Below are 25,759 nucleotides of genomic sequence, written 5' to 3' on the forward strand. Positions count from 1 at the left end.
GAAACCGTGCGCGGCCAAGCCATACCGGTGAAATGGGTCGGTCGTAGTCTCTACAAGCGAAGCGGCCCATCCTGGAATCCCGATGTCGTGCCGATCCGCATTTCGCGGTATGCGCTGGATGATCGGACCCCTCACAGGGATCTCTATCTCTCCCCTGGCCATGCTCTGTTCATCGATGGCGTCCTCATCACAGTGAAGGATCTCGTCAATGGGAGCTCCGTTGCGCCGGCCCCTCCTGCCGACGGGGAGGTGATTGAATATTTCCACGTGGTGCTCGAAACCCATGAAGTGATCCTCGCCGAAGGCGCGCCCGCCGAGAGCTTCCTTCTTTGGGGCAACAATCACGAAGGCTTCACGAACTTTCCCGAATTCAGACGCCTCTATCCTGCCGGTTTTGCGATGGAGCCATTCGCACGGGTCGCCGGCTTCGAGTCCGGACGGGATCACCTGAAGGCTCTTCTGCGGCTGGGGATGCGTTCGGTTCTCCCCGGACTTGAGCCAATACCTGACGCCCGCGAACCAATCGATCGCGCTTATGAGAGAATTGCAGCCCGCGCCGAGCAATTGATGGCTTGACGCCAAACTGCTGTCCAGTTTAGCGGCCAAGCCCGAACAGCGCCGCCAAGCTGCCGATGACCCCGGCAATCGGTCCGAGCGTAGCCCGTCCATCAGCAGCCACGTTGCCCACCCAGGCTCATGCGGCTCCCCCTGATCCTCCGGCGTCAAGTGCCTCAATGGGACTCGATACTGGCATCAACGCCATTTACGGTGGGTCCGGTGATTGCAGGATCCGTTCAAAGAAGGAGATATTTGTCATCGGGAACCTGACGTTCGCGATTGATTGTGTGAAGATGATCTGCAGAGCGCCAACCGGCATTGTGGCTCGTCAGCGGTCTTGACTGACGTCAGCACGGTTTGATCATCGCTGTCACACTGGAACTTATTGCGAACATAACGTTTGTAAAGCGTCAGACCAGGTACTCTCTGAGATGGATAACGCAGGATGGCCGCTCCATCGCGAGCGATCACCTGCTGAGCGGTAGCGCAGGTCGTTGAGCCGGCATTTAATCGCTCGACTGCGAACGAGGGTTCGACTGCGAACATGACCGCAAAGAGTATAAAGCTGGTCCTTTTCATCGACTTAGCTTTCCAGTGTTGAATGGGATTTCAGCAAGGCACCGTCCTCAGGAAGATGCGCAAGATCGCAAGGTCCGGCGATAGCTTAAGCAGGGTTTCGGTGCGTAACCAGGCTATCTTCCTAAAGCGCGCGCCCGCGGAATATACGGCATATCTGAAGCAAAATATCGGCCGCTGATCGGTGTAAGCGGACAAGATGGGGCTGAGAGAACGTTTAGGAACCGGAGTGTCCCGGCTGAGCACGCCGCCTCCCTGGCAACCAGCATCTGGCCAATGCATCCCACGGAGACGGCGACAAACTGTCGCTTCGATAACTTCCAGACCCATCACTATCTTTTGGTCATGCACAAAAGTTCGGTCCAAGTTGCGTTTTATATTGTGGGTTTGGTCGTAGCGATGACCGCACTGGCGTTCGCTTTGCGAATGGGACACACCCCGCCGTCGATCCACATTTAGAAATCCGAGCCATGCCTCAGCAGCCCGCTATGGTTCAGCGGCTGATGCTTTCGGCAATACCTGGCGCAGCGGGGGAGGCGGAGAAGGCGGAACCGTGTCCATTACACCGTAGCGCCGAATAACCTAATTGTTAAATGACGAGGAGGCAGTCTAGTCATCATGGCATCGGCCCTCGTATCCTCCTCCGGGGGCAAGAAGGCACCGGTTGAATTCAACGTCCCGTTTGTGGCTTCCTTCAATCGTCAGATCCAATACCGACGTCTGCCGTTTTCCGGTCGAGGTCGCGGCAGGCTCAGCCGCGACCTCGTCCGTATCAATCCTTCGCGACAACCGTCTTACGTTCCAGAGGCCTCGGCGCGCTGCTTCCGGTACTGCACGGTCGGCAACCCGCCCCAGCCCCAGTTGTCGAGATCAATCTCCTCGATCACGACATAGGTCGATTCCAAAGGCTTGTTGAGGACGTCGAGCAGAACCTGGCTGACGCCTGCGATGATGGCGGCTTTTTCTTCCGCGGTGACTGAATTTCGGTCTGAGGTCGTTCCCTCGCGGGTGACCTGTACAGTGACGATCGGCATGGCTTTCTCCTTTCGAAAGCTTTGGTTTGATAGCGTGATGCGTTGGCGCAAGCGCCTTGCGCCGCACGTGGTGGTGGTCCGGACAGAGGCTGGGCCACCACCTTGTTCAGCCTACCAGCGGCCGGCGTTCGAGCCGCCGTCGATATGAAGGATCTCGCCCGTGATGAAGTTCGCGTTCTCGAGGTAGAGGACTGCATCGACGATGTCGCGAATTTCGCCCATACGGCCGACCGGATTCAGTGCAGAGAGGAATTCGTGCTTTTCAGGCGCGTGCATCGGCGTCTTGATGATGCCGGGCGAAACAGCGTTGACACGTACACCCGTCTTCGCGAACTCGATTGCAAGCCCCTGCGTTACCGCATTCAGACCGCCCTTGGTAAGCGAGGCGAGCGCGGCCGGAACGCCGGCGATCGGCTGGTTGACGAGGCTCGTCGTGATGTTGACGATATGGCCGGAGCCCTGTTTCAACATCTCCCTGGCGGCACGCTGCGTGATATGGAAGAAGCCGGCGACATTGACGCCGATGTTGTGGTCGAAATCCTCCTGCGTGAACTCGACAAAGGGTTTCGCGAGGAAGACGCCGGCGTTGTTGACAAGCGTATCGACGCGTCCGAAGCGCTCCAGCGCTTCGCTAACGACGCGCTCCGCCGTTTCCGGGTTCACGATATCCCCGACGACCGTGTGAACGCCTTCGTCGGAACTCTGCTTGATCGACCGCGCCGTCGCAACGACACGATAGGCACGCTCGCGATATGCCCGAACCAGTCCTTCCCCAATGCCCTGGGAAGCACCGGTGATGATGGCGACCTTCTGTTGACTGCTCATGATGTGCATCCTTTCAAGTACAGCGGCTCAAATTTCGGAGCCGCCCTACGCCCTCGGCGTCGGTGCTACTGATTTAGATGCATACGATGTTCGGGAGAATTGCTGGCGATTGGCAGACAATCAACCGATTTTCGGCATAATCACAGCATTGAACCTGCTTCGGCCGCTATGCGGGCGAGTTCAACGCGGAGGCGGGGAACCGCAAAATCTATGAAGGCTCGCACCTTCGGCACGGATGTGCGGCCCTGTGGCGTGAGCAGATGGACAGGAAGCGCAGGAAACTCGTCGTCCGCAAGCACGATCTTCAACTGGCCGTCCCGAACGTACTTCGCGACGTGATAGGAATATAGCCTCGTCAGGCCAGCGCCCGCCGCGGCCGACGCTGCGGCGGCGCGCACGCTGTTCACGACATAGCGCGGCGTGAAATGGACCGTTCTCGGAATCGAAGATCCCTTCGCTGGAGTGAAGCTCCAGGACTCCAGCCCGAAGTTGCTGAACGCGACGATCTGGTGCTTGGCAAGGTCGGCCGGCTCCCCGATGCTCGGATTGCTGGCGAGGTAGCGTGGCGACGCCACGATCACACGCCTGACGTCACCGCCGATCCGGGTCGAAATATGAGACGAGTCGGTTAGGTTGCCGATGCGAAGCGCAAGGTCCACACCCTCGTCGACGAGGTTTACGAACCGATCCAGCATCAAAAACCGAACGGAGACGGTGGGATGGAGATCGAGAAAGTCGTCCAGAATGGGCCGCAGGACTTCCTCGCCCAGAATTGGGGGCGCGGAGATGGTCAACGTGCCCCGGGGCGACGCGCGCTCCCCTCCGGCAACCATGTCGGCTTCCTCGAGGTCGACGAGCACGCGCCGGCAGGCAGCAGCATAGCGCTGCCCGGCTTCGCTGAGCTTGAGACTTCGGGTGGTACGATGCAGCAGCTCGACGCCGACATGCGCCTCCAGCGAGCTCAATGCCCGGCTGATCGCGGTCGGAGAACGTCTCAGCTTGCGAGCGGCGCCTGCAAGGCTACCCTCGTCCACCGCGGTGACAAACACTTTCATTGCATCGATACGATCCATTTCCGAGCTCCGCAGACGCTGACTTGCGAACTACTCATCCCCGGATTTTCCTCCGACGTAAATATCCCTGCACTTCGCCGAGCCTAGGCTGCAGGGGGGTCGGAGCAGTTGGCGTAACGTAGAATCCGCGTTCTTTGCAGTGAAACGAAACTGTATTACAACCAGATCCATCGTCTTGGTGGCCGTCATGGATAGACTTGATGCGATGCGGATGCTGCTTGCCGTCGTGGACGCCGGGAGCATCTCCGCTGGAAGCAGAAGGCTCAATGCTCCGTTGCCCAGCGTCAGCCGCAAGGTGGCCGACTTGGAGCGGTTCCTCGGCGCAAACCTCATCGTTCGTACAAGCCGGAACCTGCAGCTTACCGACGCCGGGCGCGAATATGTCGACGCTGCACGAAAGATCATGGCTGACCTCGAGGAGGCGGAAAGGCGCGCGTCAGGGGAATATCAGACGCCGCGTGGAACCTTGACGATCACCATGCCGCTCGAGTTCGGAAACCGATATGTCCTCCCGATCGTCCTGAGCTACATGGAGAGGCACGCGGAGGTGTCATTGAACCTGTTGTCTCTCGACCGCTCGGTTCATCTGGTCAACGAGCAGGTCGACATCGCCATTCGTCTCGGCGACCTTGAGGACAGTTCCTTGTATGCTGTCAAGGCGGGCGAGTTCCGCCTGCTCACCTGCGCCAGCCCCGGATACCTAGCGAAGCGTGGGATTCCCGCACATCCTGGCGATCTGCCGGGACACGACGGGATCATCTTCAACAACCGCACGTTCTTTTGGACGTTCCAGGTTGACGGGGCTCCTGTCGAGGCCCAGCCGCGGACGCGTCTCGAGGTCAATACGGCGGCCAACTGTGTCGCCGCAGCGCTGGGTGGGGCGGGCGTAGCGCGCCTCTTTGACTACCAGATCCCGGAACACTTACGATCTGGTGACCTTGTACCGATCCTGACGGAATATGACGGGCCGCCCCGACCAATCCACATCGTCTACTCCCGACAGGGCCCGCTCGCCTTGAAGGTGCGGTCCTTCATCGACTGGGCGCTGCCGCGGCTTCGTGAAACCAGCGGCAGCTACGGGAACGCCGGCCGATCGGACGCAATGCGCTCATCTGGCTGATGCGCGCACCTCGTCGACAGTCCGCGCCGGCTTCTGAAGATGCGGGTAATGTCCCGTGTCTGTAAGAACATCGAGCCTTGCTTCAATTCTCTTGGCGAGCTCGACGCCCATGCCCTTGTCGATGTACAGATCCTTCTCGCCCCAGACTACCTTGATCGGAGTCTTCAGCTTGTCGAGGTTGGCCTCGAGGAAGTCCTGATCGCGTGTGAACTTGGCATAGTAGTGGTAGAAGGCGTCGGCTGAAGTCAGGTCGCCATGGGACCACCCACGGTTCATATCTTCCTGGATGTCTGCCGGAAGATCAAACTGCTCCTCCTTCGACAGGCCTCGCCTGTAGGCGTTCGTCAATATCTCCGCGCTGGTCTTGTTCATGTCGGCACGGGTCTGTGAGGCGGACGGCTCCGTCTTCAGGTTCTGCAGGCTCTCGTACATGTATTCCGGCCGGTTGAATGGCGCGAAGTCGCCGACGACGATGTTCTTGGCGATATCCGGCTCTTCAATCGCAAGAAGCAGCGCGGGCAGGGCACCGATGTCCGTCGCGTAGATCGTCAGCTTCGACCGATCGATGCCGGCCCTCTCGATGTAGGCCTTCAGAACGTCCGCGTAGTCCGTCGGCGCATAGGAGAATTTTTCGACCGCAGGTCTTGTGGACTGTCCAAATCCCGGCCAGTCGAAGGCGTGGACTTCAAATTCGTCGCCCAGCGCCATGGAGATGCCCTTCCAGACGAATAAGGTTTCGGGGAAGCCGTGAAGAAAGAGCACTGTTCCTTTCGGGTTCACCGAGTGGACGACCATCCTTCTCAGCGTGATGTCCTTGGTGACCTCCACGAAGCCAATTTCGGCCTTTTGGCTGGAAGACGCGGCATGTCCCGGCGATGTCGAGGTGCTGAACACCACAGCCGCCGTCAGCAAGTTCGTGATCAATTCCGTCGGCATTTGAGCATTCCTTCGATTTCGACGAACAGCATGTTGCTTTCCGCCAAAATCGAACATCACCGACCCATCCGGTAGAGCGAGAATGCGAGAGGAAGCCTCTTGAATTCGGCGAGTCCCGCCTTGGACGGGATCGAGCTAAAAGGATCGCGAAAGGAAGAATGCCATGTGAATCAAGGAGCGGTTGGTCTGGTCGATGATGCTAGAGCGGCATGCCGAAAAGCGTGCGCAGTCTTGGGCGATATCCGCTCTAGCGTTTACCGGCAGGCAGGTTCTCCTCGGCGATCTGAACAAAGGTGTTCCGCGGGAGGAGACCGGGGACGATCTTTCCGCCCACCAGCCATGCCGGAGTGCCGTGAACACCCGCCCGCCTACCGAGCATCTCCGTTTCGTTCACCAACAGATAGGCGGTCTGGTCGTCCAATGCTCGGCTCATGTCATCGACACTCACGCCGGCTCTACGCGCGCGCGCGCTCACGACGTCCTGACTGCCGATATCTTCTCTTTCGGCGAAATGGGCAGCAAAGAGCGATTTTGAAAAATCGCGGAACGCGGTCGGCTGGTTCCGCCTGACCCATTCCGCAACGGCCAGGGCCAGGCGGCTATTGGGCAGGCGCTCGGGCCAATTTAGCGGCAGGCCCGCCTCGTCGGCTTCTTTCTCGAGCCTTTCGTACATCTCTCCGCTCCGCGGACCCACGAGTTTTCCGCCAATCGGGATTTCCGGATGGATTTCAAATGCGAGATCGACGACTGCGAATCCATGATCCTCGAAAATCGCGTCGCGCGTCTGCCCGATGTAACAAAAAGGACAGATGAAATCGTACCAATGAAGAACCGTCTGAGGGTCTACTGGCTGGCCGATGATTGCGGCGATCCCGCCGGATGTCTGTGAAGGTCCTTGGTCGTTCATCGTGATCCTCTACGCGTAGCCGAGTCGAAAATAGTGTCTCGCGCAATGGAACGAGACGCAATCTACAAATTACTTGGAAAGAGCACATCGGCGCCGGCCAACATCGCCCAATCCGGACCCGACCCTGAGCAGCGGCTCTCCGTTTAATCAAAGAGCAATAACCGCCTCGATTTCTACTTTCGCGCCCTTCGGCAAGGCGTTCACCTCGTAGCATGCGCGTGCAGGATACCGTGCTGTGAAGAAACCAGCATAGATGCGATTGACGCCTGCAAAGCCGAGGTCTGCCAGGAGCACGGCCGTCTTGACAATTTTCGACGGGTCAGACCCCGCAGCCCTTGCGACCGCGGCAAGGTTTTGGGGCCTTGTTCGGGTGCTCAACCGCGTCGGCAGAGTTGAACTCACGGATGGCGGGGTCCATCGGCAATTGTCCGGAAACGAACAGCAGATCGCCAACCTTTATTGCCTGCGAACAGGGCCCGTAGCCAACACGGTCAAGCACTTCATAGGGAATACCGTCCACGGCCAAGGCTTTGACATCCTTCGCGGAGGCATCGAGTTGTTGCTGGGTACGGAAGAGCTGCAAGGTTCCTTGCATGCTATCAGGTTTACGTGGAGGTCATGACTCTAGGGTGAGTTCCATAATGTAGATTACGCGATCTGAAACATCGCGGGATAGTGCGGCAATGCCCTCCCCACTGCTGCCGCCACAGTGGGACCAGATAATCCTGCCACCAGGCAGCTTCAAAAATGTACGTATCGAACCGTGTCTGGGGGATCAGCCTGCAGCTTTATGAACTGCGCTCCTCACACAACTGGGGAATAGGGGATTTCGAGGATCTTTGGGTTACGGCAGGATCGCCCGACCTGACATAAGGCAACAGTTTCACCTTGCCGACCCGGATTACGACATAAGGAGTGATTGGTGCGATGCAGTCGTCTGGATCAACGTCCGAAAGGCAGGATATAGAGGTTGCATAGGTTGAATGCAGATGCACGACCGCTCCGGTATGCGCGCGCGTCTCATAGAAGGCTCGATGCAGAAACACCTCCTTCGATGGCTTATCGCTAGAGAGGTGGTTCCCGTTGGCATCAAGCTTGGCGATCCTGCCAGGATCGATAAAGCCGAGGCATGAATTAGTTGGCGTAATGAGGATGCCGTCGGCGACGGCGACGCTGATATCGCTGGCTGATCCGACCGAATAGCCGCGCTCGAAGAGCGACCTCGACAGCATCACGAGGTCCCCCCGATCGTTGCTTCGTTCATGGCTGAGGTCCATCCGGCTGCTTTCCTTCCATGATGGCAAGTGCACGCTCGAAGAAGTCCCGCTGGCCGAAATTGCCGGACTTTAGTGCCAGCCCCAACGATTTGGTGCCAGTGACAACAGGCACTCCGGCCGCAATTTCCGGGCCAATCGTCAACGCATTTAGTTGCAGGGCAGAGACAACCGCACCTGAGGTCTCGCCGCCTGCTACCACGAGGCGCTTCACGCCCTTGTCCACGAGGTCGCGCGCTATCGTTGCGAAGAAGCCGTCCAGCCTTGCGGCGATCGACGACGCCCTTTACACCTAGCGCCTTGGCGAGAGCCTCGCCGACCGGACCGATATTGCCTTGCCGCGTTGAATCGAAGTCGAGCAATTTGAAACGATCTGGCGGCACCCTTGCGCCTTCAGCCACGCCAAGGCTTTCAAAGATTCGGCGACGGCCTCCTCGGCCGGCACCGATCGAGTCTTCAGGGCGACAACGCCAGCCTCACATCCGGTGGGTGGCGCACCCTGAGGAACGCCCAGGAACTGCGTCGTCGACAGGCCCGGCGCGTCGCCATGGCCTTTGGCGAGCGTATTGGCAATGTCGCTTGCACTGGTGAAGTCATCAGCGATAACACCCAGAAGCATCAGTTTCTCCTATAGATCCCGCCCGGTCAGGCCTTCCCAAGTTCGTCTCGCTGGTAGATCTCAACGATTTCCTCGAAACTCTGATCGGCGATGAAGCCGAGTTCGAGCGCCGAGCGAGCGTCGAAGGCTTTCGGCCAAGTGCTGACGATCGCATGGATGGCGGGATCGGGCTCTTCGCGGATCAGCTTAACGGCGTCAACGCCACCCGCCTTCCTCAACGCCTCGATCTCGTCGGCGACAGTGGCTGATACACCCGGCATCGTCAGGCTGCGGACCGTCAGCTTATCTGACGCGACTTCGGCGGCTCGCACGAGATAGCCGATGGCTGCCCTTGGCGAGGCGAACCAGTGGCGCATGTCGAGGGAGACAGGCAGGATAGCCTCCTCCCCGTTCAACGGCTCGCGAATGATGCCGGAATAGAAGCTCGATGCAGCCTTGTTAGGGCGGCCGGGCCGCACGCAGATGGTTGGCAGCCGGATGCTGATGCCGTCGATGATGCCGCGCCGACTGTAGTCTGCGACCAGCAGCTCGCCGATGGCTTTCTGGGCGCCGTAACTCGATAGCGGCCGCAGGACGAAGTCATCGGGGATTACATCCGGCAGCGGCGCTCCGAAGACGGCCAGCGACGAGGTGAAGACAAAACGAGGCCTGTATCCACTACCGACGGCGCGGATCGCCTCAAGAAGGGCTTGGGTACCCTCGAGATTGACGCGATAACCCTTTGCGAGATCGGCCTCGGCTTCGCCAGAGACCACCGCCGCCAGGTGAAAGATCACATCGGGACGCAGCGCGACAATCTTCGCCGCCTCCCCTTCCGCGGAAAAGTCCGAGGAAAGCAGTTCAATCTCGTAATCTCCGATCGGCGCCGAGGGTGTGACGATATCGTGCAGGACGAAGCCCGTGATCGGCTCACCCGCCAACGTCCTCTCGGCCGCCAGCCGATCCACCAGCTTGCGGCCAAGCATTCCCGCGGCACCCAAAATAGCTATGCGCATCTCTATCATCCCTGATTGCTGAAGAAAAAACGTCGCGCCTCTCAGACCAGCGCTTCAAATCCGATCGATCCATGACAAGCCGGCAACCGTATCGCCGCGCGGTTTGTATTCCAGTCCAATCAAGCCGCCGTAGCCGATGCGATCGAGCGTCCTGAGTATATGCCTCACACTGACCTCACCCTCCTCGGGCTCCACTCGCTCCGGGACCGACGCCAACTGCACATGCCCGATGACCGGCGCATGTCGTTCAAGCCGTTTGGTAAGGTCGCCCTCCATGATCTGGACGTGGTAAACGTCGAACAGCATCTTGACGTTCCGCATGTCGATCTCAGCGATCAAAGCCGCCACCTCATCTGACCGGCTCACTAGGTAACCCGGCTTGTCTCGCCTATTGAGCGGTTCGAGGATTAGCGTGACGCCTAGCGAAGCTGCCTTGGCCGCTGCTTTCTTCAGATTCTTCACATAGGTGGCTCGTGCGGCTGCAAGCGACCCCTCATCAACAACGCCTGCCATAACATGAATGACCTGCGCCCCGACTGCCACGGCATAGGTTAGAGCCTCCTGGAAATCCCGTTCGAAATCCGTCTCGCGGCCCGGAAGGGCAGCCATGCCCCACTCACCGGCCGCAACGTCGCCCGGCGCCGTATTGAGGCCGGTCATCGTCACATCGGCAGAGCGCAGACGCTCAAGCAGGGTGTCGAGCGGCGTGTCATAGGGGAAGTGGCACTCGACGAACTTGAATCCAGCTGCCGCCGCGGCATCGATTCGATCCAAGAACGGCAGGTCTGGAAACATGAACGCGATATTGGCGCTCAACCGCTCGCGAAACGAAATTGCCGTCATCGCTCACGTCCCTGTGCGGAGTACAGGCTGCGCAGCACGAGCCCGGTTCGCCTCGATGTCACTGATCAGATTCATCGGTTCCGAGCGGAATAGACGGGCATCCATCTGCTTGAGGTTGGGAGAGATACTGGGTTCGAACGCCATATGAGCCAAGATATCACGCTCAATGTCGATACCTGGAGCAACTTCAATCAGTTGCAACCTGCCCTCGACGACGTTGAAGACGGCTCGCTCAGTGACAAAAAGCGCTGTACGGCCCTGCTCTCTGGCAAAGTCGGCGTTGTAGCATATCTGCTCGATACTGTTGACGAATTTCTTGTGACGCCCTTCCTGGGCTATCGCCAGCGTACCGTCGCCGGTTTTGAGCTCCAGGCCACCGGACGTGAAGGTGCCGCTGAACACCATGTGTTTGGCATTCTGGCTGATATTGATAAAGCCCCCAACGCCGACGATCTTGGAGCCGAAACGGCTGATGTTTACGTTGCCGCGCGGATCCACCTCGGCGAAGGAAAGAAAGGCGATATCGAGACCGCCCCCGTCGTAGAAGTCGAACTGATAAGGCTGATCGACGATGGCGTCGTAGTTCTGCGACGCTCCCGAGTCCGGTCCAGTGAGCGGCGCGCCGCCGATAAAGCCCTGTTCGTTCGTCAGGATGATGTTGTCCAACACCGCCTCCTCCGAAGCAACGGCGGAAATGCCTGTCGAAATGCCAGCACCGAGATTACAGATGGCACCGGGAACAATCTCCATTGCAGCACGGCGCGCAACGATCTTTCGGTGGTCGAATGGCAGGCGACGAAGCGCATGCAGCGGAACACGCAATTCCCCGGCATAGGACGGGCTGTACTCCGTCGCATAGGTCTGCTTCTGGGCGGGATCGACGACCACGTAGTCCACAAGGATGCCGGGGATCTTCACTGTTTTCGCCGGCAATGTGCCGCGTTTGGCCATACGCTTGACCTGCACCACAACGATACCGCCACTGCGGCGCGCAGCCTGCGCAGTGGACAGCATCTCCCCGAAGATAGCCTCATGCTCCATGCTAATGTTACCATCCTCGTCCGCAGTGGAGCCGCGCAGGAAGACGATGTCGAGCGGGAACGGCTTAAAGCGGAGATACTCCTCGCCATCGATTGTCATTAGCTCGACGAGATCTTCCTTGGCGCTTGGGCTCTGACGCCCGCCCGCCTGGCGGGGATCGATGAAAGTATGTAGCCCCGTCTTGGTGATCAGCCCTGGCCGACCGGCAGCCATGTCGCGCATCAACTGCGATAGCACGCCCTGAGGCAGCGTGTAGGATTCAATTTTGTCGGCCGCGGCGAGGTCGATCAGCACGGGCGAGTCAATGAGAGCGCTGGTGATCGAGCGCTTAAGCATGCCTGCATGCGCAAATCGCGCCGCCCCCTTGGCAGCACGATCCCCGAGGCCGACGACATGGATAAGCGTCAGTGCCTTTGGGCTACCTTCCTGCAAGTGGCGGGCCTCAATGGCCTCCAGCACCAACTCCGGAATGGCGTGACCGCCTCCAGACCCACTGACCAGGACATTGTCGCCATCGCGAACGAGCTGCGCCGCTTCTTCGGCCGTAATGAGTTTCATGACACGTTCCAAATCTTTTTGAGAAGCATTCTTAAGCCACGCCATTGACCGGCGAGCTAATCAGTTGTAACCGGATACATAGTCGGTCGCCCGCACCGTTGTCAAGGCGCGCGGTGATCTTCCAGCCAACCCGATTAGACACAAGCGGAGGATCGAATATGGCACTGTCAGGATTGGATTTTGTTGAGCTAGGTCAGGTATTTACATTCGCGAAAACGGTTGGTGAAACCGACATCGTACTTTTCGCTGGTATCACCGGCGATTTCAGCGATACGCATGTAAACGAGCAATACATGCAGGAGAAATCGTCTATCGGCAAACGTATTGCGCATGGCGCGTTGACGGTCGGATACATGTCGACGGTCTCGACGATCAGCATCGCTCATATCATTCACAAGGAAGGACTTAGCGATTTCCCCGTTTCTGCTGGCTACGATCGGGTGCGCTTCCTCAAGCCGGTCATTCTCGGCGACACGATCACCGCGCGTTATACCATCGCCTCGATCGACAAGGAGCGCGGACGAAGCGTCGCCAAAGTTGAGGTGTTCAACCAACACAATGAGCTTGTCGCGGTGAGCGAGCACATTATGCGCTGGGCCAAGAAACTATCCTCAGCCAAGGGTGCCGCGTGATGGCACTCGCGGGCTCAGCGGTTCTTGCCATCTGGAATGGCATTAAGCCGGAGGCGGAGGACGAATTCGTCACATGGCACGTTCGGGAGCATATTCCCGAGCGTGTCGGCCTCCCGGGCTTCCTGCGCGGCCGCCGCTATGTGGCGCTCGACGGGCATCCGAAATATTTCAACTTCTATGAGACAGAGAGCGTCGCCGACCTCTCCTCCCCTACCTATCTTGCGCGCCTCGATGCACCTACCCCCTGGACGAAATCGGTTGTGGCGCATTTCACGGACACTTCGCGGACCATTTGCGCGGTTGCGCTCAGCCGCGGCCGGGGCGAGGGAGCGGCGTTGATGACGCTTCAGTTGTCGACATCACACTCAGCGGCAGTCTTCACGCAGGCTATGCAAGCGATCATCGTGGATGCTCTTGATCGCCCTGGCGTCGTGGGAGCGCATCTTCTGCAGGGCGATCCTAAGGCCAGCAACCAGCAGACGGCAGAAAAGAAGCTCCGCGATAAGGCTGACGAGATCGCCTCGTGGATCCTGCTCATTGAGGCTGTTGGCCCCGAAGCCCTCGACCGCCTGCAGGCCGACCTTGATCTGCCGAACCGCCTTGGCGCGTCCGGGTGCGATGAACCGCACCGCAAGGGAACGTACCTGCTGCAATACGCGCTTTCCACCAACCAGCTCTAGACACAGTTCGAACTTCAGAGAGTGAGGAAGAGAATATGAAATTCGTCCGTTTCGGCCAAGTGGGGCAGGAAAAGCCCGGCATCATCGACAGTGACGGCAAGGTCCGCGACCTTTCCAGTATAGTCCAGGACATCACCGGCGCAGTGCTCGCTGGAAGTTTGCAGCAGGCGCTTAAGAGCGTAGAACTCGCTTCCCTGCCGCTTGTCAGTGATGGCGTTCGCCTCGGTCCCTGCGTCGCGGAAGTTGGGAATTTCATCGCCGTCGGCCTCAACTATGCTGATCATGCGACAGAAACCGACGCGGCCATCCCTAAAGAGCCGATCCTTTTCAATAAGGCGCGCTCCTGCATTGTCGGCCCTTATGACGACGTGGTGCTCCCACCAGACTCAGTGAAATCCGATTGGGAGGTGGAAATTGCCTTCGTCATCTCCAAGAAAGCTTCCTATGTCACGGAAGCAGAAGCCCTAAACCACGTCGGCGGCTACTTTATTTGCAACGACGTCTCCGAACGAGAGTACCAGTTGGAGCGCGAGGGCCAGTGGGTGAAGGGCAAGTGCTGCCCGACGTTCGGTCCGATCGGGCCTTGGCTGGTCACGCCAGATGAAGTAGGCGACCCGCAAAGATTGTCACTTTGGCTGGAGGTTAATGGCGAACGTTTGCAGAATTCATCGACCAGCAATATGATCTTCTCGATCCGCACCCTGGTTTCCTATATCAGCCAGTACATGATCCTTGAGCCGGGCGATATTGTCACAACCGGAACGCCGCCCGGCGTGGGCCTGGGTATGAAGCCGACACGCTTCCTCAAGCGCGGCGACACGATGCGCCTTGGCGTGGAAAAACTTGGTGTCCAAGAACAGAAAGTTGTGTAAGCGGTTGCATCACAGAGTTGCCGGGGAAGGTTGCATGTCATACTATCCCCGGCAAGTCATATGCAGTTCAGGCAGTTCTAGATGACACCAATTTCCGCCCGCAAAAGGACGGCAAAGACCGGTACTCGCCCTCAGGTCAAATCCGAGCCAGTAAAGAGCAGCTCTGCAGTCGGGCTGCGCGACGTCGCTCGCGCCGCAGGCGTCTCAACGGCGACCGTATCGCGCGCCATCAACAAACCCGAAGTCGTCTCTGAAGAGCTTCGCCTACGAATATCCGCCGTCATCGAACATTTGGGTTGGGTTCCAGACGCTGCGGCCCGCGCCCTTTCAACAAGGCGCTCCGGTGCGGTGGGAGCAGTCTTCCCGACTCTCAGTCATGGCGACTTTGCGAGGACTGCCAATATCCTACAAAGCGAATTGCTGATGGAGGACTATACGCTCCTCCTCGCGTGTTCGGAATATGATCCTGACCTGGAGCTGCGGCAAGTCAAGAAGTTCGTCGAACGCGGGGTCGATGGAATCGTCCTGGTTGGCAACGAACACCATCCTGATCTGCAGAAATTTCTTGATCGGCAGAAGGTGCCTTCGATCAATACCTTCGTCTATAGCAAGGAGACGCATGGCCGTTCGATCGGCCCCGACAACCGCCGAGCGCTATTCGATTTAACCAACTACTTGATCGGGCTCGGCCATCGCCGCTTTGGCGTCATTTGGCAGTCAGTGACCAACAATGACCGCGCCGCCGAGCGGCTGGCAGGAGTCGGTGACGCCTTGGCGGCGCACGGTTTGACGGCCTGGCCCTATCAGATCGCCAAAGAACTCGCGAGCATATCGGAAGCCCGTTCGCTTTTCCGTCGCGTGATGAATGCGTCGCCTGCGCCGACGGCGGTAATTTGCGGTAACGCCTTCCACGCGGTCGGCGCAGAGCTCGAGGCGCTCGCCATGGGCCTCTCCATCCCCGACGACATTTCGATCGCCGGCTATGACGATATCGAAATCATGTCGGAACTACCGGTTCCGATCACGACGATTCGTGTGCCGAGTGACAAGATCGGCCGCCGCGCTGCCCGCTATATCATCGGCCAGATTCTTAGCCGGGACCAAGACACGCAGTTCGAATGCCCACCCGAAATGATCCTGCGAGAGTCAACCGCGGCACCTAAGCGATAGGTCTGTAACCGCTTACGGCTTAGCGTTGGCCCACTAAACGCGATGGATCTGCAGGCCGCCTGCAATATCGACTGCGGTGCCAGTCGCGTAGGGAAAGCTGCCGAGCGCCAGTGCCGTGATCGCGCCGGCCACGTCGTCGACCTCGCCCCATCGGCCCGCCGGAATCCCACCTTCAGCGATGAGCCGATCGTATCTCTCAGACGCCGCTGCCGTCATGGGCGTGCGGATGATCCCTGGCCGGACCTCATGGGTCATGATGCCGTCATCGGCAAGCCTGGCTGCAAATAGCTTAGACATCATGGCGACCGCTGATTTCGACATGCAGTAGTCGGCCCGGGTTTCACCCACCACGTGGCTATTGATCGACCCAACAACGATGATCGAGCGATAGTTTTCAGTAGCGTCCGCCTGCAGCATATGCCGAGCAAAGGCTTGCGTCAGAAAGAAAGTTGCCCTTACATTCACTCCCATCACCCGGTCGAAACTCAATGGTGTAAGTTCCATCAAGTCGCCGCGCACCAGTGAAGTTACGCCGGCGCAGTTGACTAGGCAGACGGGATTGCGGACCCGCCGCACCAGCGCCTCGTGCTCAGAAATATCGGTTATGTCGGCGCGAACATAAGAGATGTGTTCCGGAAGAAAGGCGCTGTCTTCCACGCTGGCGACGGTGACCTCAAAACCACGTTCGGCAAGTGCGATGGCAGTCGCGTAGCCGATGCCGCTTCCCCCTCCGGTCACAAGCGCTCCGCCCCGCGCTTTAGCCGATGTAAACCTGTAACCAGATGACATTGCCTTTAACCTCTGATGTAATTAGCGGACGCGAGCCAGACCATGCGCGACGGTTGGATACCTAGAAAGAGATGCTCGCCTGGCTAATTTCGAACCCAAAAGTAATAGTTTTTGCGGTATTTTGACGATTTCCCGGGCGCTGCATTGATCAGGACTTGACATAAAACGATAGCGATGTAAACGGATACATCGTGCCAAAAAAGTAATCGGCACCGGTCGCTCAGCCGAAGGTGGCTGCCGTGGCGACTTGGAGGAGATTCGGCTGAATGTCTGATTCGCAATGCGCTCTAATACACACGGTCGATGGGGCCACACGGCTGCTGGCCATCGTCGGGGATCCGATCGCGCAGGTGAAGTCGCCCCTATTCTACAATGCGCGCCTCGCTGCGGCTGGTGTGAATGCAGTCCTTGTGCCTTGGCATGCGCGGGAAAAGGACTTCGAGTCCGTCATGCGCGGTCTTCTTGCGACAGCCAATATCGACGGAATTGTCATCACCTATCCATTCAAGCAGCGAGCGATGGCCTTCGCGTCGCAGCTGGAGCCGATGGCGGAGCGCGTTGGCGCAATCAACGCGGTGCGTCGCGAGAAGGATGGCAGCTGGACCGGCGGCATGTTCGACGGGCTTGGCCTGCTCCAGGCCGTGCATGGCCTCGGCAGATCGACGTCAGGCGCGAGGATCAAGCTGCTGGGCGCCGGCGGTGCTGGTAGTGCGATCGCCCATGCCTTGGTCGATAGCGGCGCTGCATCGATTTCCGTACACGACGCGGCCGGGGAAAAGGCCGTCTCCCTCGTGTCGACACTTGCGAAGATGTATCCCAATTGCTGTATCGATGCCTCCGGTCCGGGCCTGGGCGACATTGACGTCCTTATCAATGCGACACCCATCGGGCTTTCGCCGGACGACGGCTTGCCCGTTCCTATGGCGGACTTGAAGGGGGACGTGGCGGTCATCGATATCGTGCCGCGTGCGTCCACGCCGCTTTTGCGTTTCGCGGAAGAACTCGGTTGCGCCCATATCGGCGGGGCAGCAATGGTCGAGGGGCAATCGGATATTGTCCTCAGCTTTTTCAACAAGATTGCATGGAACGGCAATGCCGATCGGCCAAAGGCAGCTGATCGCCATACAGCCGAAGGAGGTCTCTAATGAATGGAAATGGTTTGGCTTTGAAGATGCCCGGGTGGCTGGGTTCAGCTTTTCTCTCGGCCCTCGTCTTCGTTGGCCTGATCGTACTTTGGTGGCTTGCGGTTCTCGCTTTTGAGATCCCGGCCTACCTTCTTCCCCCGCCGCAGGCGGTTATCCCCGAGCTGATTGAACAGCGTCAGAGCCTTTGGACTCATTCGCTGGTAACCATCCAAGAGATCATTTTCGGCTTCGCGCTGTCTGTGGTGACGGCTATTCCACTCGGCCTGTTGATCGCGCTCTCGCCGACCGCCAAGCGAATGCTCTATCCGTTGCTTGTCTTCATTCAGCTTGTGCCAAAGATCGCCATAGCGCCCCTTTTCGTCGTCTGGATCGGCTTTGGCCCTACGTCGAAGGTGATGCTTACCCTGCTTCTCACCTTCTTTCCGCTGCTACTTGCTAGCATTGCCGGCTTCCAGATCCTGGACCAGCGCTTCCTCTATCTGACCAAGTCGATGGGTGCGACGACTTGGCAGACCTTCCGCTACCTACGCTTCCCGTCCGCCCTTCCGGTCATTTTCGGCGGCCTGAAGACCTCGGCAACAATCGCTGCGACCGCGGCAATTGTGGCAGAGTTCGTCGGCGCCAACCGGGGCCTTGGCTTTCTCTTGCTACAAGCAACAGGCGTCATGGATACAAAGCTAGTCTTCGCGATCCTCTTCGTCATGACGATCATCGGCCTCGGTCTGAACAGCCTCGTCGAGGTCGTCGAATATTTCATGACGCCGTGGCGTCGCAATCGCAGCCGCGATTGATACATCTTCAAAACCAAGGAGGAGAATACAGTGAATAGGCATACCATATTCGGCAAGCTCAGCCCCCTCAAACACGCAGCAGCGGCGGCGATGATTTCGCTTGTCGCCAGTCCGCTCGCGGCCGCGGAGCTGACTCCGCTTACCTTTTGGCTGAACTATCCCGCTGCTGGCTTCAATGCCGGGTTCGAACTCGCGGTCAAGAACGGATACTACAAGGATGCTGGTCTTGACGTGAAAATCGAGCCGGGCAACGGTTCGCAAATTACTGCTCAGCTTATCGCTGGCGGGAAAGGCGAAATAGGTTTTGCCGACGCCGCGCCGGTGATGAAGCTTGTCTCTGAAGGCGCCAAGATCAAGGTTCTTGCCACGATCCTTCAGGGCAATCCGAACCAGGTAACCGCGCTCAAGGAAAAGGGTATCAATTCCGTTAAGGATCTAAAAGGCCATTCGGTTGCCATCCCGAACGGCGGTTCGCAAGCTGCGATGTTCCCGCTCGTTCTTGCAGCCAACGGCCTGAGCTACAGCGATGTCAAACAGGTGAACATGCCGAAGGAATCCATGGTCGCCGCCCTCCTTCAAGGGCAAGTCGATGCCATTCTTGGATCGATCGACTTCTTCGCCATCCAGCTGAAGGATCTCGGTGCGGAGACGACCGACTTTCCCTTTATCGATAACGGCGCACCGACCGTCTCGACCTCTATTATCGCCTCCGAATCCTTCCTGGAGGAACATCCTGATCAGGCCAAGGCCTTCGTTGCCGCGAGCTTGAAGGGCTGGTATGCCGCGGTTGACGATCCGAAGGCTGCAGTGACGGCCATGAAGGAAATGTTCCCGGACGCATCGGAAGAACAGGCTCCTGCTCAGTTGGAAGCCACTAAGTATCTGATGTGTGTCAATCGTGCAAAGTTCGTCGGGAAGGCGACGCCGGAGCAATGGTCAGATACAGTCAAAATCTTGAATGAGATCAAGATGCTCCCCCCAAACATTGAGGCGGCAAGCTACTATACCTATGACTACCTGCCGCCCGAAACCGATCTACGCTCTTGCCCGCTGAAGTGATCCCTATGAAGCAGTCCGTTATGCCATCCTATTCTACGTCCGCCCCCGGCTCAGACTTGAGCGGAGTCCGAATTGAGATCGACAACGTCAATAAAGTCTTCGGAGGCTTTGAAGCGTTGCGGCCGACCACCATCGACATCCAGCCAGGCGAGTTCGTCTCCGTCGTCGGGCCTAGCGGATGTGGCAAAAGCACGCTGATGCTAATGGTCGCCGGCCTTCTCGATCCGACCAACGGCCGGATAAAGGTCGGCGGAAAACCACTCTCTGGTGCCCTTACCGACGTCGGGATTGCCTTTCAGGACCATCTGCTGCTGGAATTCAGGACAGCGATGGATAACGTGCTGCTTCAAGGGGTCATTCGAGGTCTACCACTCGATCCGATCCGCAAGCGAGCGGAAGAGCTATTCGAACGGCTGAGCCTGACGAAAGCGGCCAACCGCTACCCCAGCCAGCTTTCCGGCGGGATGCGTCAGCGCGTTTCGCTAGCCCGAGCATTGGTGCTCAAGCCATCGGTGCTGCTGATGGATGAGCCTTTCGGGGCCCTGGACGCGCTCACGCGCGTTCAGGTTCGGCATGACTTGGAGCAGCTCTGGATTGCGGAGCGGCCAACGGTCCTCTTCATTACCCATAGCGTCGAAGAGGCCGTCGGGCTTGGCGACCGGGTACTGGTCATGGCCCCCTCGCCTGGACAAGTTGTGGACGAAATCAAGATTGATCTGCCGCGTCCGCGTCCGGTCGCTCTTGGCGAAGAGCCGGAGCTCGCCGAGTATTCGCGACGGATCTACGACCATTTCGCGCGCCTGGGCGTTATTCACCGCTAGCAGTATAGATCCACTGGTGGTCGCTCGGTAGCTTCGACGACCAGTGGATTTTTACTTCATCCGTTTTCTGCCTACGCGGATCGGCCTTTCGACCAAGATGGCGATATTGTATGCTGAGATGAAGCATACTCTTGGCCAAAAGAGGAACAATTGGGTGGATCTGGGCGGCGCCCTTGCCGCCTCCGACCACAACGGTGCCGCCGTTCGGCGTGCGCAGATGCTTCCGGATGCTCGTGAGCGGATCGGCGGCCGCAGACATGGCTGCTAGCAGCTTCCGACCAGTCATCCCCGGCGCTTCAAAACATCACCGACAACCAGGCTAAAAGCCTGCCGCGTTGTCGACGCGGTTGAGCGCTTGTCGCGCGTGCCGGCGATCAGATTGCGCAACGGGATTGGCGACCGGGCTCGCGGCGATTAGGCGCTGGGTATAGAAATGCTTCGGCTCGTCAAACAGCGTCGCTGCCGCCCCCTGCTCGACCACCTTGCCGCCCTGCATGACCAGCACGCTATCTGCAAAGCTGCGGACCAGATTGAGATCGTGGCAGATGAATAGCAATGCCACATTCAATCGATCGCGAAGGTCGCGCAGCAGCGTGATGACCTGCGCCTGAACTGTGAGGTCCAGCGCGGAAACCGCCTCGTCACAGACTATGATTTCGGACGACATCGCCAGCGCTCTGGCAATCGCAATGCGCTGTCTTTGTCCGCCTGAGAACTCACCGGGAAATTTGTCGAGAGCTTTCACGTCAAGGCCGACACTTTCCAGCAGCGCTCCCGCTCTTTCGCGCCAATGTTGGCGTGGGAGGACATCCTTCTGGATGGTCCAGGGTTCGGCGATGATGTCCAACACCTTCATTCGGGGATTGAGCGAGCTATAGGGATCTTGGAAAACCGCCTGTACCGCCCGCTGATAGCGACGAATGCCATCTTTATCGAGCTGCGTGATATCGGCGCCATGGAATTTGATTTCGCCTGAAGAGGGCGACATCAAGCGCAGGATTGATCTGGCAAGTGTCGATTTTCCGGAGCCCGACTCGCCGACAATGCACATGATCTCGCCTCTGTGCAGTGTCAGGCTCATATCGTGGACGACCTTCACCTCGCCGTACCGAAGCGAAACGTTGGACACCTCCAGTATCTTTTCGGCTGGGATCCGGGGGGAACCAGGCGCCATCTTACCGGCCGCGATCAAGTCGCGGGTATATTGCTGTTTCGGATTCAGCAAAACATCCCGAATGGCGCCGGCTTCCACCATTTCGCCTCTACGCATGACAAGCACACGATCCGCAACGTCGGCGGCAACGCCGAGGTCGTGAGTGATCATCAGGATCGACGTGCCGGTTTCCCTTTGAATATCGCGGAGCAGGTCAAGGATCTGCGCCTGCACGGTCACGTCGAGGGCAGTGGTCGGCTCATCGGCGATAAGCAGCGCCGGTTTCATCGCCATGCTCATGGCGATCATGATCCGCTGCCGCTGACCGCCCGAGAATTCGTGCGGGTACTGCCTTTGGCGTTTTTCGGGGTTAGAGATGCCGACGCGTCCCAGTAGTTCGATCGCCCGCCGGTCCGCCTCGGTCCGGCTGCTGCCATGAATGCGGCAGACCTCCGCAATCTGCCAGCCAACCGGAAAGACAGGGTTCAGGTGGACGAGAGGATCCTGGAACACGACGGAGATGTCCCGACCAGCTGCGGCCCGGCGCTCTGCCCGTGGCATTTTCAGGAGGCTCTTTCCGCGGAAATGGATGTCTCCGGACCTCATGATGGCTGGCGGCATGTCGAGCAGCCCCAAGATTGCCGAAGCGGTCACGCTTTTGCCGGAACCGCTCTCGCCGATGATCGCGAGCGTCTCTCCCTTTTCAACTGAGAAGGAAATATCTTTCACTGCGTGGAATGGCCCGTCGACGGTCTGAAAATCGACGGACAGATGATCGACTTCAAGAAGGGGCGTGTTCATGCTGTCACCTCACGGGGCGTCAACCGGACACGCAGTGTCGGGTCATTTGCAATGCGGAACCAGTTGCCAATAATGGTGGCCGAAACGGCCATGGAGGCAATTGCGAGGCCGGGCCAAAGCGACACCCACCAGGCGGTTTTCAGATAGGGCTGGCCTTCGGCGACGAGCAACCCCCAGGTTGCATCCGGTGGCTGCACCCCGATACCGAGGAAAGAAAGTGCCGATTCCGCCAGCATGATCACGGCGAATTCAAGCGCGGCGATGGCGAGTACGGTCGGCATGACCAAAGGCACGATATGCCGCCTCAGAACATGGATGTCGCCTGCGCCCATGGTGCGGGCTGCAGCCACGGACCACCGCTCCCGAAGTTCCAGCGACTCGCCACGAACGGTCCGCGCGAACACGGCAAGCCTGGTGATCGTGAGGATCAAAATGACATTGCCGATATGCGCTCCGAGAACAAAGAGGACGACCATTGCCAGCAACAGCGATGGGATACTGAGGAGGACGTCGATCCCCCGCATCAAGGCGGCGCTCAAGAGGTTCTCTCGCAGGCCGGCAATCAGCCCGATGAACGTTCCCGTCACCATTGCCATCAATACGGCCGCAGCCGCGATCATGATCGTCGTCCTGGCAGCAAGGACCAATCGGACGATCATCGGCCGACCGAGCGCATCGGCGCCGAGGAAGTAGACCCACGATCGATTAAGGTGGAACGGTGCCGCGTGCCGTGCCGTTAGCTGCATCCGGTTTAAGGATGGATCGACGAACGCCGGCCCGATGATTGCGATAACAACAAGAACCAGCAGATATACGAGCGCCACGCAAGCCACGCGGTCTTGTTTCAGCAATAGCCAATAGTTTCGCATGGTGTCCCTCAAGTCAGCCTGACGCGGGGGTCAAGCCGCATGTAAAGGATGTCGATGATCGTGTTCATCAGATAGACCGCGACGGCGGCAACGATGATGCAGGTGATCGTGAGTTCGAAGTCGCGGTTTCGCACCGAGTCGATCATCAGATTGCCGATGCCAGGGAAGCCGAAGATCGTTTCGACGACAACAGCTCCGTTGATGAGGCCGGTTGCCTGGATGCCGGCTACGGTTATGAGCGGCAGGAGTGCATTTCTAAGTGCATGGACAAAGATGATGCGCGGTCCGGATGCACCCTTCGATATCGCCGTCTTCACGTAGGGAGCGTTCAGGCAGCTGATCATGCTGGACCGAACCACCTGTGACAACAGTCCGACAGGACCGAGGACAAGAACGGCCACAGGCAGGATCCAGTATTTTGCGCTGCCCATGCCCGACGTGGGAAGCCATTCGAGTTTCATCGAAAAGACGAGAATCGCGACGATCGAGACCCAGAAGGGCGGAGTGGACGCGGTCACGATCGTCAGGATGCTGACGAGCCGGTCAAAAAGCGAATTTGGCCAATAGGCCGCGAGCGAACCCAGGATCGCTGCCAAGCAAATTGCTATCGACATAGCAAAAGCCGCGAGCTTCAGCGTCACCGGAAATGCCTCTAGAACGACGTCGAGCGCAGGCCGGGCCTTGAAGACGGAGTTGCCAAAGTCGCCATGCGCGAGGTTCGAGATGTATCTCGAGAACTGGATGAGAACCGGATCGTTGAAACCATGTTCTTGCCGGAAGGCTGCACGCTGCGTCTCTGAGGCCGACAAGGGCAGATAGAGGTCGGTCGGGTCCCCAGTCAGTCGCGTCAGGAAGAAAACGACCGTGAGAAGAACAAAAAGTGCGGCGACGCTTTGAGCGAAGCGCTTGACGACATAGCGCAACATACGCGAACCCTTCGGAATCTGTTGGGACGGCGGCATCGCCGCCGCCCCAAATATTCTCACTTGAACGTGATGGTAGCGACGTCAAGACGCCCTCGAGAGGTTGGCTTGAAGTTCAGCCGTGGGGAGACGCGAGCGTCAGCGACCTGATGGAAGAGCATGATGTCATAGGCCTGGTCGTGGATGCGTGCGAATGCCGCCTGGTAAAGCTCCGACCGCTTCGGGTTGTCGGCTGCAGAGCCCTGGTCGATCAGCTTGTCGAGTTCGGGATCGTGTGTCTTCGACGTTCCACCAGTGGAGTGGTACTTGTTCAGAAGCGTAATACCGGCGTCGCCCGTATTATTATCATGGATGTCCATGAGAAGATGGAGCGCAGTGCTGTCGTTGAAGGGCTTGAAATAGAAGCCGTTATATTCGTTTGCTTCGAGGAGCTGTGGCTTCGTATTGAACCCGACCGCGTTCAGCATCTCGGAGATCGCTTGCATACCTTCGGCGCCGGCCGGCACGTTCGGTCGGGCGATCACAAGGATCTCCTTGTCGACCGGGACGCCGTCGGCCTTTGCCTCAGCGATGAGCTTCATCGCTTTATCGGGATCATAGGGGAAAGGCTTGATCGTGTCGTTGTAGCCATTGATGGTCGGCATGACGTAGTTTTTCGCCAAGACCCAGCGTGGGCTGTAAATCGAGCCGATCATGGCTTGACGGTCAAGCGCCAGGTTCATCGCTTCGCGAACACGAAGGTCGTTCATCGGCGGCTTGTCGACATCGATGCGCAACCGCATGGTTTCCGAATTCAGATAGGAGAAGTCGGTTTTCGGATTATCAGCGTCCTGCGGGGCGATTTCGGGGGCAATATCCGCTTCGCCACTCGCCACCATGGCAGCGCGGACGAGGGACTCCTTTCGGAAAAGGTAGGTCACGGCCTCTACCTCGGGTTTGGCGCCCCAGTATTTGTCATTGCGCTTAAGCTCGATGCCCTCACCCGGCTTCCAGCTGGCGAAGCTATAGGGCCCCGTGCCGACAGGCGCACGGGTAAAATCGTCAAACGGCGTGTTGGGCGAGACCATCGGAAGCGTGGCCAGCATGACTGGAAGGAGCGGCGCGGGATGGTCCGTCTTCAGGTCAACGGTTAAATCGTCGACGACATCAAACGTGAACTTCATTCCCTCGAAGTGATAGCTGCGGGTCGCGCAGTTCAGTTTCGGGTTCAGCACGCGCTGGAATGACTTGACGAAGGTTTCGGCATTGAAGGCGGAACCATCCTGGAAAGAAACGCCCGGACGCAGCTTTAGACGCCACTGGCTGTCACCGGTCCGGGTCCATTCCGTGACCAGTCCCGGCTGGACCTGACCGGTCGCAGCGTCGATCTTGGTGCCCGTCTCGACGAGGTTGTTTCGGATCACGAAGCCGATCGTGCTGCGTGTCGTGTTGCAAGGATCGAGTGTGTCCGGTTCCGCGTCAAGCACGATGCGAATGTTCTTGTTGGGCTGCTGTGCCGCAATGACGCCGGCCCCGACTGTCAATGCAACCGCAGTCGCGGCCGCAAATCCTATTGCTTGAAAAGCTTTCATTTTTTCCTCCCTAATCTCATGCAGATCAGCGATCTGCGATCACGCTACGGCTGACTTCGGTTTTTTGCATCACAGACAAATTCACCAACGAAGTTCGACCGCTTGTTTGTTTTTGCTCATCGCC

General features: G+C 58.5%; 25 protein-coding genes and 3 pseudogenes. 10 read left to right on the plus strand and 18 right to left on the minus strand.

Translation table 11 applies throughout. The annotated features are described in order from the left end of the window. On the plus strand, positions 1-576 hold a 576-nt coding region (locus tag ACPYOJ_RS13640; RefSeq protein ID WP_481416724.1), incomplete at its 5' end, for a Hint domain-containing protein. A 1,352-nt stretch (positions 577-1,928) separates the two neighbouring features. On the opposite strand, the gene ACPYOJ_RS13645 is transcribed toward ACPYOJ_RS13640, so the two are convergent. The 3 genes from ACPYOJ_RS13645 to ACPYOJ_RS13655 form a co-directional block, all read right to left on the minus strand. Next, entirely contained in the window at positions 1,929-2,168 is a 240-nt protein-coding gene (locus ACPYOJ_RS13645) for a tautomerase family protein (RefSeq protein WP_481416725.1), read from the minus strand. A 111-nt stretch (positions 2,169-2,279) separates the two neighbouring features. Beyond that, complete coding sequence (locus ACPYOJ_RS13650) at positions 2,280-2,993, minus strand: SDR family NAD(P)-dependent oxidoreductase (RefSeq protein ID WP_481416726.1); 714 nt, start codon at positions 2,991-2,993, stop codon at positions 2,280-2,282. Positions 2,994-3,133: 140 nt separating this feature from the next. Further along, on the minus strand, positions 3,134-4,066 hold the full coding sequence (locus ACPYOJ_RS13655; protein ID WP_481416727.1) for a LysR family transcriptional regulator: 933 nt from the start codon (positions 4,064-4,066) through the stop codon (positions 3,134-3,136). A gap of 187 nt (positions 4,067-4,253) precedes the next feature. Here ACPYOJ_RS13655 and ACPYOJ_RS13660 point away from each other — a divergent pair, with 187 nt between their 5' ends. After that, a complete protein-coding gene (locus ACPYOJ_RS13660; protein ID WP_481416728.1) occupies positions 4,254-5,186 on the plus strand; it encodes a LysR family transcriptional regulator in 933 nt (310 codons plus the stop codon). Here ACPYOJ_RS13660 and ACPYOJ_RS13665 read toward each other — a convergent pair. From ACPYOJ_RS13665 to ACPYOJ_RS13705, 9 genes and pseudogenes are all read right to left on the minus strand, one after another. Further along, on the minus strand, positions 5,175-6,122 hold the full coding sequence (locus tag ACPYOJ_RS13665; RefSeq protein WP_481416729.1) for an alpha/beta fold hydrolase: 948 nt from the start codon (positions 6,120-6,122) through the stop codon (positions 5,175-5,177). The genes ACPYOJ_RS13660 and ACPYOJ_RS13665 overlap by 12 nt on opposite strands. Positions 6,123-6,369: 247 nt before the next feature. Beyond that, positions 6,370-7,029: a DsbA family oxidoreductase gene (locus ACPYOJ_RS13670; RefSeq protein WP_481416730.1), complete on the minus strand. Its 660-nt coding sequence runs from the start codon at positions 7,027-7,029 to the stop codon at positions 6,370-6,372. Between the two features lie 147 nt (positions 7,030-7,176). Next, positions 7,177-7,528 (minus strand): annotated as a pseudogene (locus tag ACPYOJ_RS13675) (Rid family detoxifying hydrolase). Between the two features lie 397 nt (positions 7,529-7,925). Further along, positions 7,926-8,306 (minus strand): annotated as a pseudogene (locus ACPYOJ_RS13680) (class II aldolase/adducin family protein); the annotation flags it as partial. Next, positions 8,290-8,577 carry a nucleotide-binding domain containing protein gene (locus ACPYOJ_RS13685; RefSeq protein WP_481416775.1) on the minus strand — a complete coding sequence of 96 codons (288 nt, stop codon included), beginning with the start codon at positions 8,575-8,577 and terminating at the stop codon, positions 8,290-8,292. The pseudogene ACPYOJ_RS13680 and the gene ACPYOJ_RS13685, both read right to left, overlap by 17 nt. Position 8,578: 1 nt before the next feature. Then, positions 8,579-8,922 (minus strand): annotated as a pseudogene (locus ACPYOJ_RS13690) (four-carbon acid sugar kinase family protein); the annotation flags it as partial. A gap of 26 nt (positions 8,923-8,948) precedes the next feature. After that, a complete protein-coding gene (denD, locus tag ACPYOJ_RS13695; RefSeq protein ID WP_481416731.1) occupies positions 8,949-9,917 on the minus strand; it encodes a D-erythronate dehydrogenase in 969 nt (322 codons plus the stop codon). Positions 9,918-9,971: 54 nt separating this feature from the next. Further along, positions 9,972-10,760 (minus strand): hydroxypyruvate isomerase family protein, encoded by a 789-nt coding sequence (locus ACPYOJ_RS13700; protein WP_481416732.1) that lies wholly within the window; start codon positions 10,758-10,760, stop codon positions 9,972-9,974. 3 nt (positions 10,761-10,763) lie between these two features. After that, the gene (locus tag ACPYOJ_RS13705; protein WP_481416733.1) at positions 10,764-12,359 is read right to left on the minus strand and encodes an acyl CoA:acetate/3-ketoacid CoA transferase; all 1,596 of its coding nucleotides are present in this window, start codon (positions 12,357-12,359) and stop codon (positions 10,764-10,766) included. A 158-nt stretch (positions 12,360-12,517) separates the two neighbouring features. Between ACPYOJ_RS13705 and ACPYOJ_RS13710 the strand changes: the two genes are divergently transcribed. The 4 genes from ACPYOJ_RS13710 to ACPYOJ_RS13725 all read left to right on the plus strand — a co-directional run bounded on the left by ACPYOJ_RS13710 (position 12,518) and on the right by ACPYOJ_RS13725 (position 15,713). Further along, positions 12,518-12,991, plus strand: coding sequence for a MaoC family dehydratase (locus ACPYOJ_RS13710; protein WP_481416734.1), 474 nt, complete (start codon positions 12,518-12,520; stop codon positions 12,989-12,991). Beyond that, positions 12,991-13,671, plus strand: coding sequence for a hypothetical protein (locus ACPYOJ_RS13715; protein WP_481416735.1), 681 nt, complete (start codon positions 12,991-12,993; stop codon positions 13,669-13,671). Before ACPYOJ_RS13710 ends, ACPYOJ_RS13715 begins: the two co-directional genes overlap by 1 nt. Before the next feature lie 35 nt (positions 13,672-13,706). After that, positions 13,707-14,543 carry a fumarylacetoacetate hydrolase family protein gene (locus ACPYOJ_RS13720; RefSeq protein WP_481416736.1) on the plus strand — a complete coding sequence of 279 codons (837 nt, stop codon included), beginning with the start codon at positions 13,707-13,709 and terminating at the stop codon, positions 14,541-14,543. Positions 14,544-14,624: 81 nt separating this feature from the next. Continuing rightward, positions 14,625-15,713 carry a LacI family DNA-binding transcriptional regulator gene (locus tag ACPYOJ_RS13725; protein ID WP_481416737.1) on the plus strand — a complete coding sequence of 363 codons (1,089 nt, stop codon included), beginning with the start codon at positions 14,625-14,627 and terminating at the stop codon, positions 15,711-15,713. Between the two features lie 33 nt (positions 15,714-15,746). On the opposite strand, the gene ACPYOJ_RS13730 is transcribed toward ACPYOJ_RS13725, so the two are convergent. Further along, positions 15,747-16,502 carry a 3-ketoacyl-ACP reductase gene (locus tag ACPYOJ_RS13730; RefSeq protein ID WP_481416738.1) on the minus strand — a complete coding sequence of 252 codons (756 nt, stop codon included), beginning with the start codon at positions 16,500-16,502 and terminating at the stop codon, positions 15,747-15,749. Between the two features lie 266 nt (positions 16,503-16,768). On the opposite strand from ACPYOJ_RS13730, the gene ACPYOJ_RS13735 reads away from it, so the two are divergent. Genes ACPYOJ_RS13735 through ACPYOJ_RS13750 form a run of 4 tightly spaced genes read left to right on the plus strand, consistent with a single transcriptional unit; the run spans position 16,769 to position 20,318 of the window. Then, the gene (locus tag ACPYOJ_RS13735) at positions 16,769-17,647 is read left to right on the plus strand and encodes a shikimate dehydrogenase family protein (RefSeq protein ID WP_481416739.1); all 879 of its coding nucleotides are present in this window, start codon (positions 16,769-16,771) and stop codon (positions 17,645-17,647) included. Further along, complete coding sequence (locus ACPYOJ_RS13740) at positions 17,647-18,438, plus strand: ABC transporter permease (RefSeq protein WP_481416740.1); 792 nt, start codon at positions 17,647-17,649, stop codon at positions 18,436-18,438. Before ACPYOJ_RS13735 ends, ACPYOJ_RS13740 begins: the two co-directional genes overlap by 1 nt. A gap of 30 nt (positions 18,439-18,468) precedes the next feature. Then, positions 18,469-19,497 (plus strand): ABC transporter substrate-binding protein, encoded by a 1,029-nt coding sequence (locus ACPYOJ_RS13745; protein WP_481416741.1) that lies wholly within the window; start codon positions 18,469-18,471, stop codon positions 19,495-19,497. Between the two features lie 56 nt (positions 19,498-19,553). Continuing rightward, entirely contained in the window at positions 19,554-20,318 is a 765-nt protein-coding gene (locus ACPYOJ_RS13750) for an ABC transporter ATP-binding protein (RefSeq protein ID WP_481416742.1), read from the plus strand. Here the strand turns inward: ACPYOJ_RS13750 and ACPYOJ_RS13755 are convergent. Genes ACPYOJ_RS13755 through ACPYOJ_RS13775 form a run of 5 tightly spaced genes read right to left on the minus strand, consistent with a single transcriptional unit; the run spans position 20,305 to position 25,635 of the window. Beyond that, positions 20,305-20,577 (minus strand): hypothetical protein, encoded by a 273-nt coding sequence (locus ACPYOJ_RS13755; protein ID WP_481416743.1) that lies wholly within the window; start codon positions 20,575-20,577, stop codon positions 20,305-20,307. The two genes, ACPYOJ_RS13750 and ACPYOJ_RS13755, sit on opposite strands and share 14 nt — an antisense overlap. A gap of 60 nt (positions 20,578-20,637) precedes the next feature. Then, positions 20,638-22,272 carry an ABC transporter ATP-binding protein gene (locus ACPYOJ_RS13760; RefSeq protein WP_481416744.1) on the minus strand — a complete coding sequence of 545 codons (1,635 nt, stop codon included), beginning with the start codon at positions 22,270-22,272 and terminating at the stop codon, positions 20,638-20,640. Then, positions 22,269-23,141: an ABC transporter permease gene (locus ACPYOJ_RS13765; protein WP_481416745.1), complete on the minus strand. Its 873-nt coding sequence runs from the start codon at positions 23,139-23,141 to the stop codon at positions 22,269-22,271. Before ACPYOJ_RS13765 ends, ACPYOJ_RS13760 begins: the two co-directional genes overlap by 4 nt. A gap of 8 nt (positions 23,142-23,149) precedes the next feature. Continuing rightward, positions 23,150-24,067, minus strand: coding sequence for an ABC transporter permease (locus tag ACPYOJ_RS13770; protein ID WP_481416776.1), 918 nt, complete (start codon positions 24,065-24,067; stop codon positions 23,150-23,152). A gap of 56 nt (positions 24,068-24,123) precedes the next feature. Beyond that, positions 24,124-25,635, minus strand: a complete 1,512-nt coding sequence (locus ACPYOJ_RS13775) for an ABC transporter substrate-binding protein (protein WP_481416746.1) — start codon at positions 25,633-25,635, stop codon at positions 24,124-24,126. Between the last annotated feature and the right edge of the window lie 124 nt (positions 25,636-25,759).

The sequence above is a fragment of the Rhizobium sp. SVR5-9E genome (assembly GCF_056755095.1).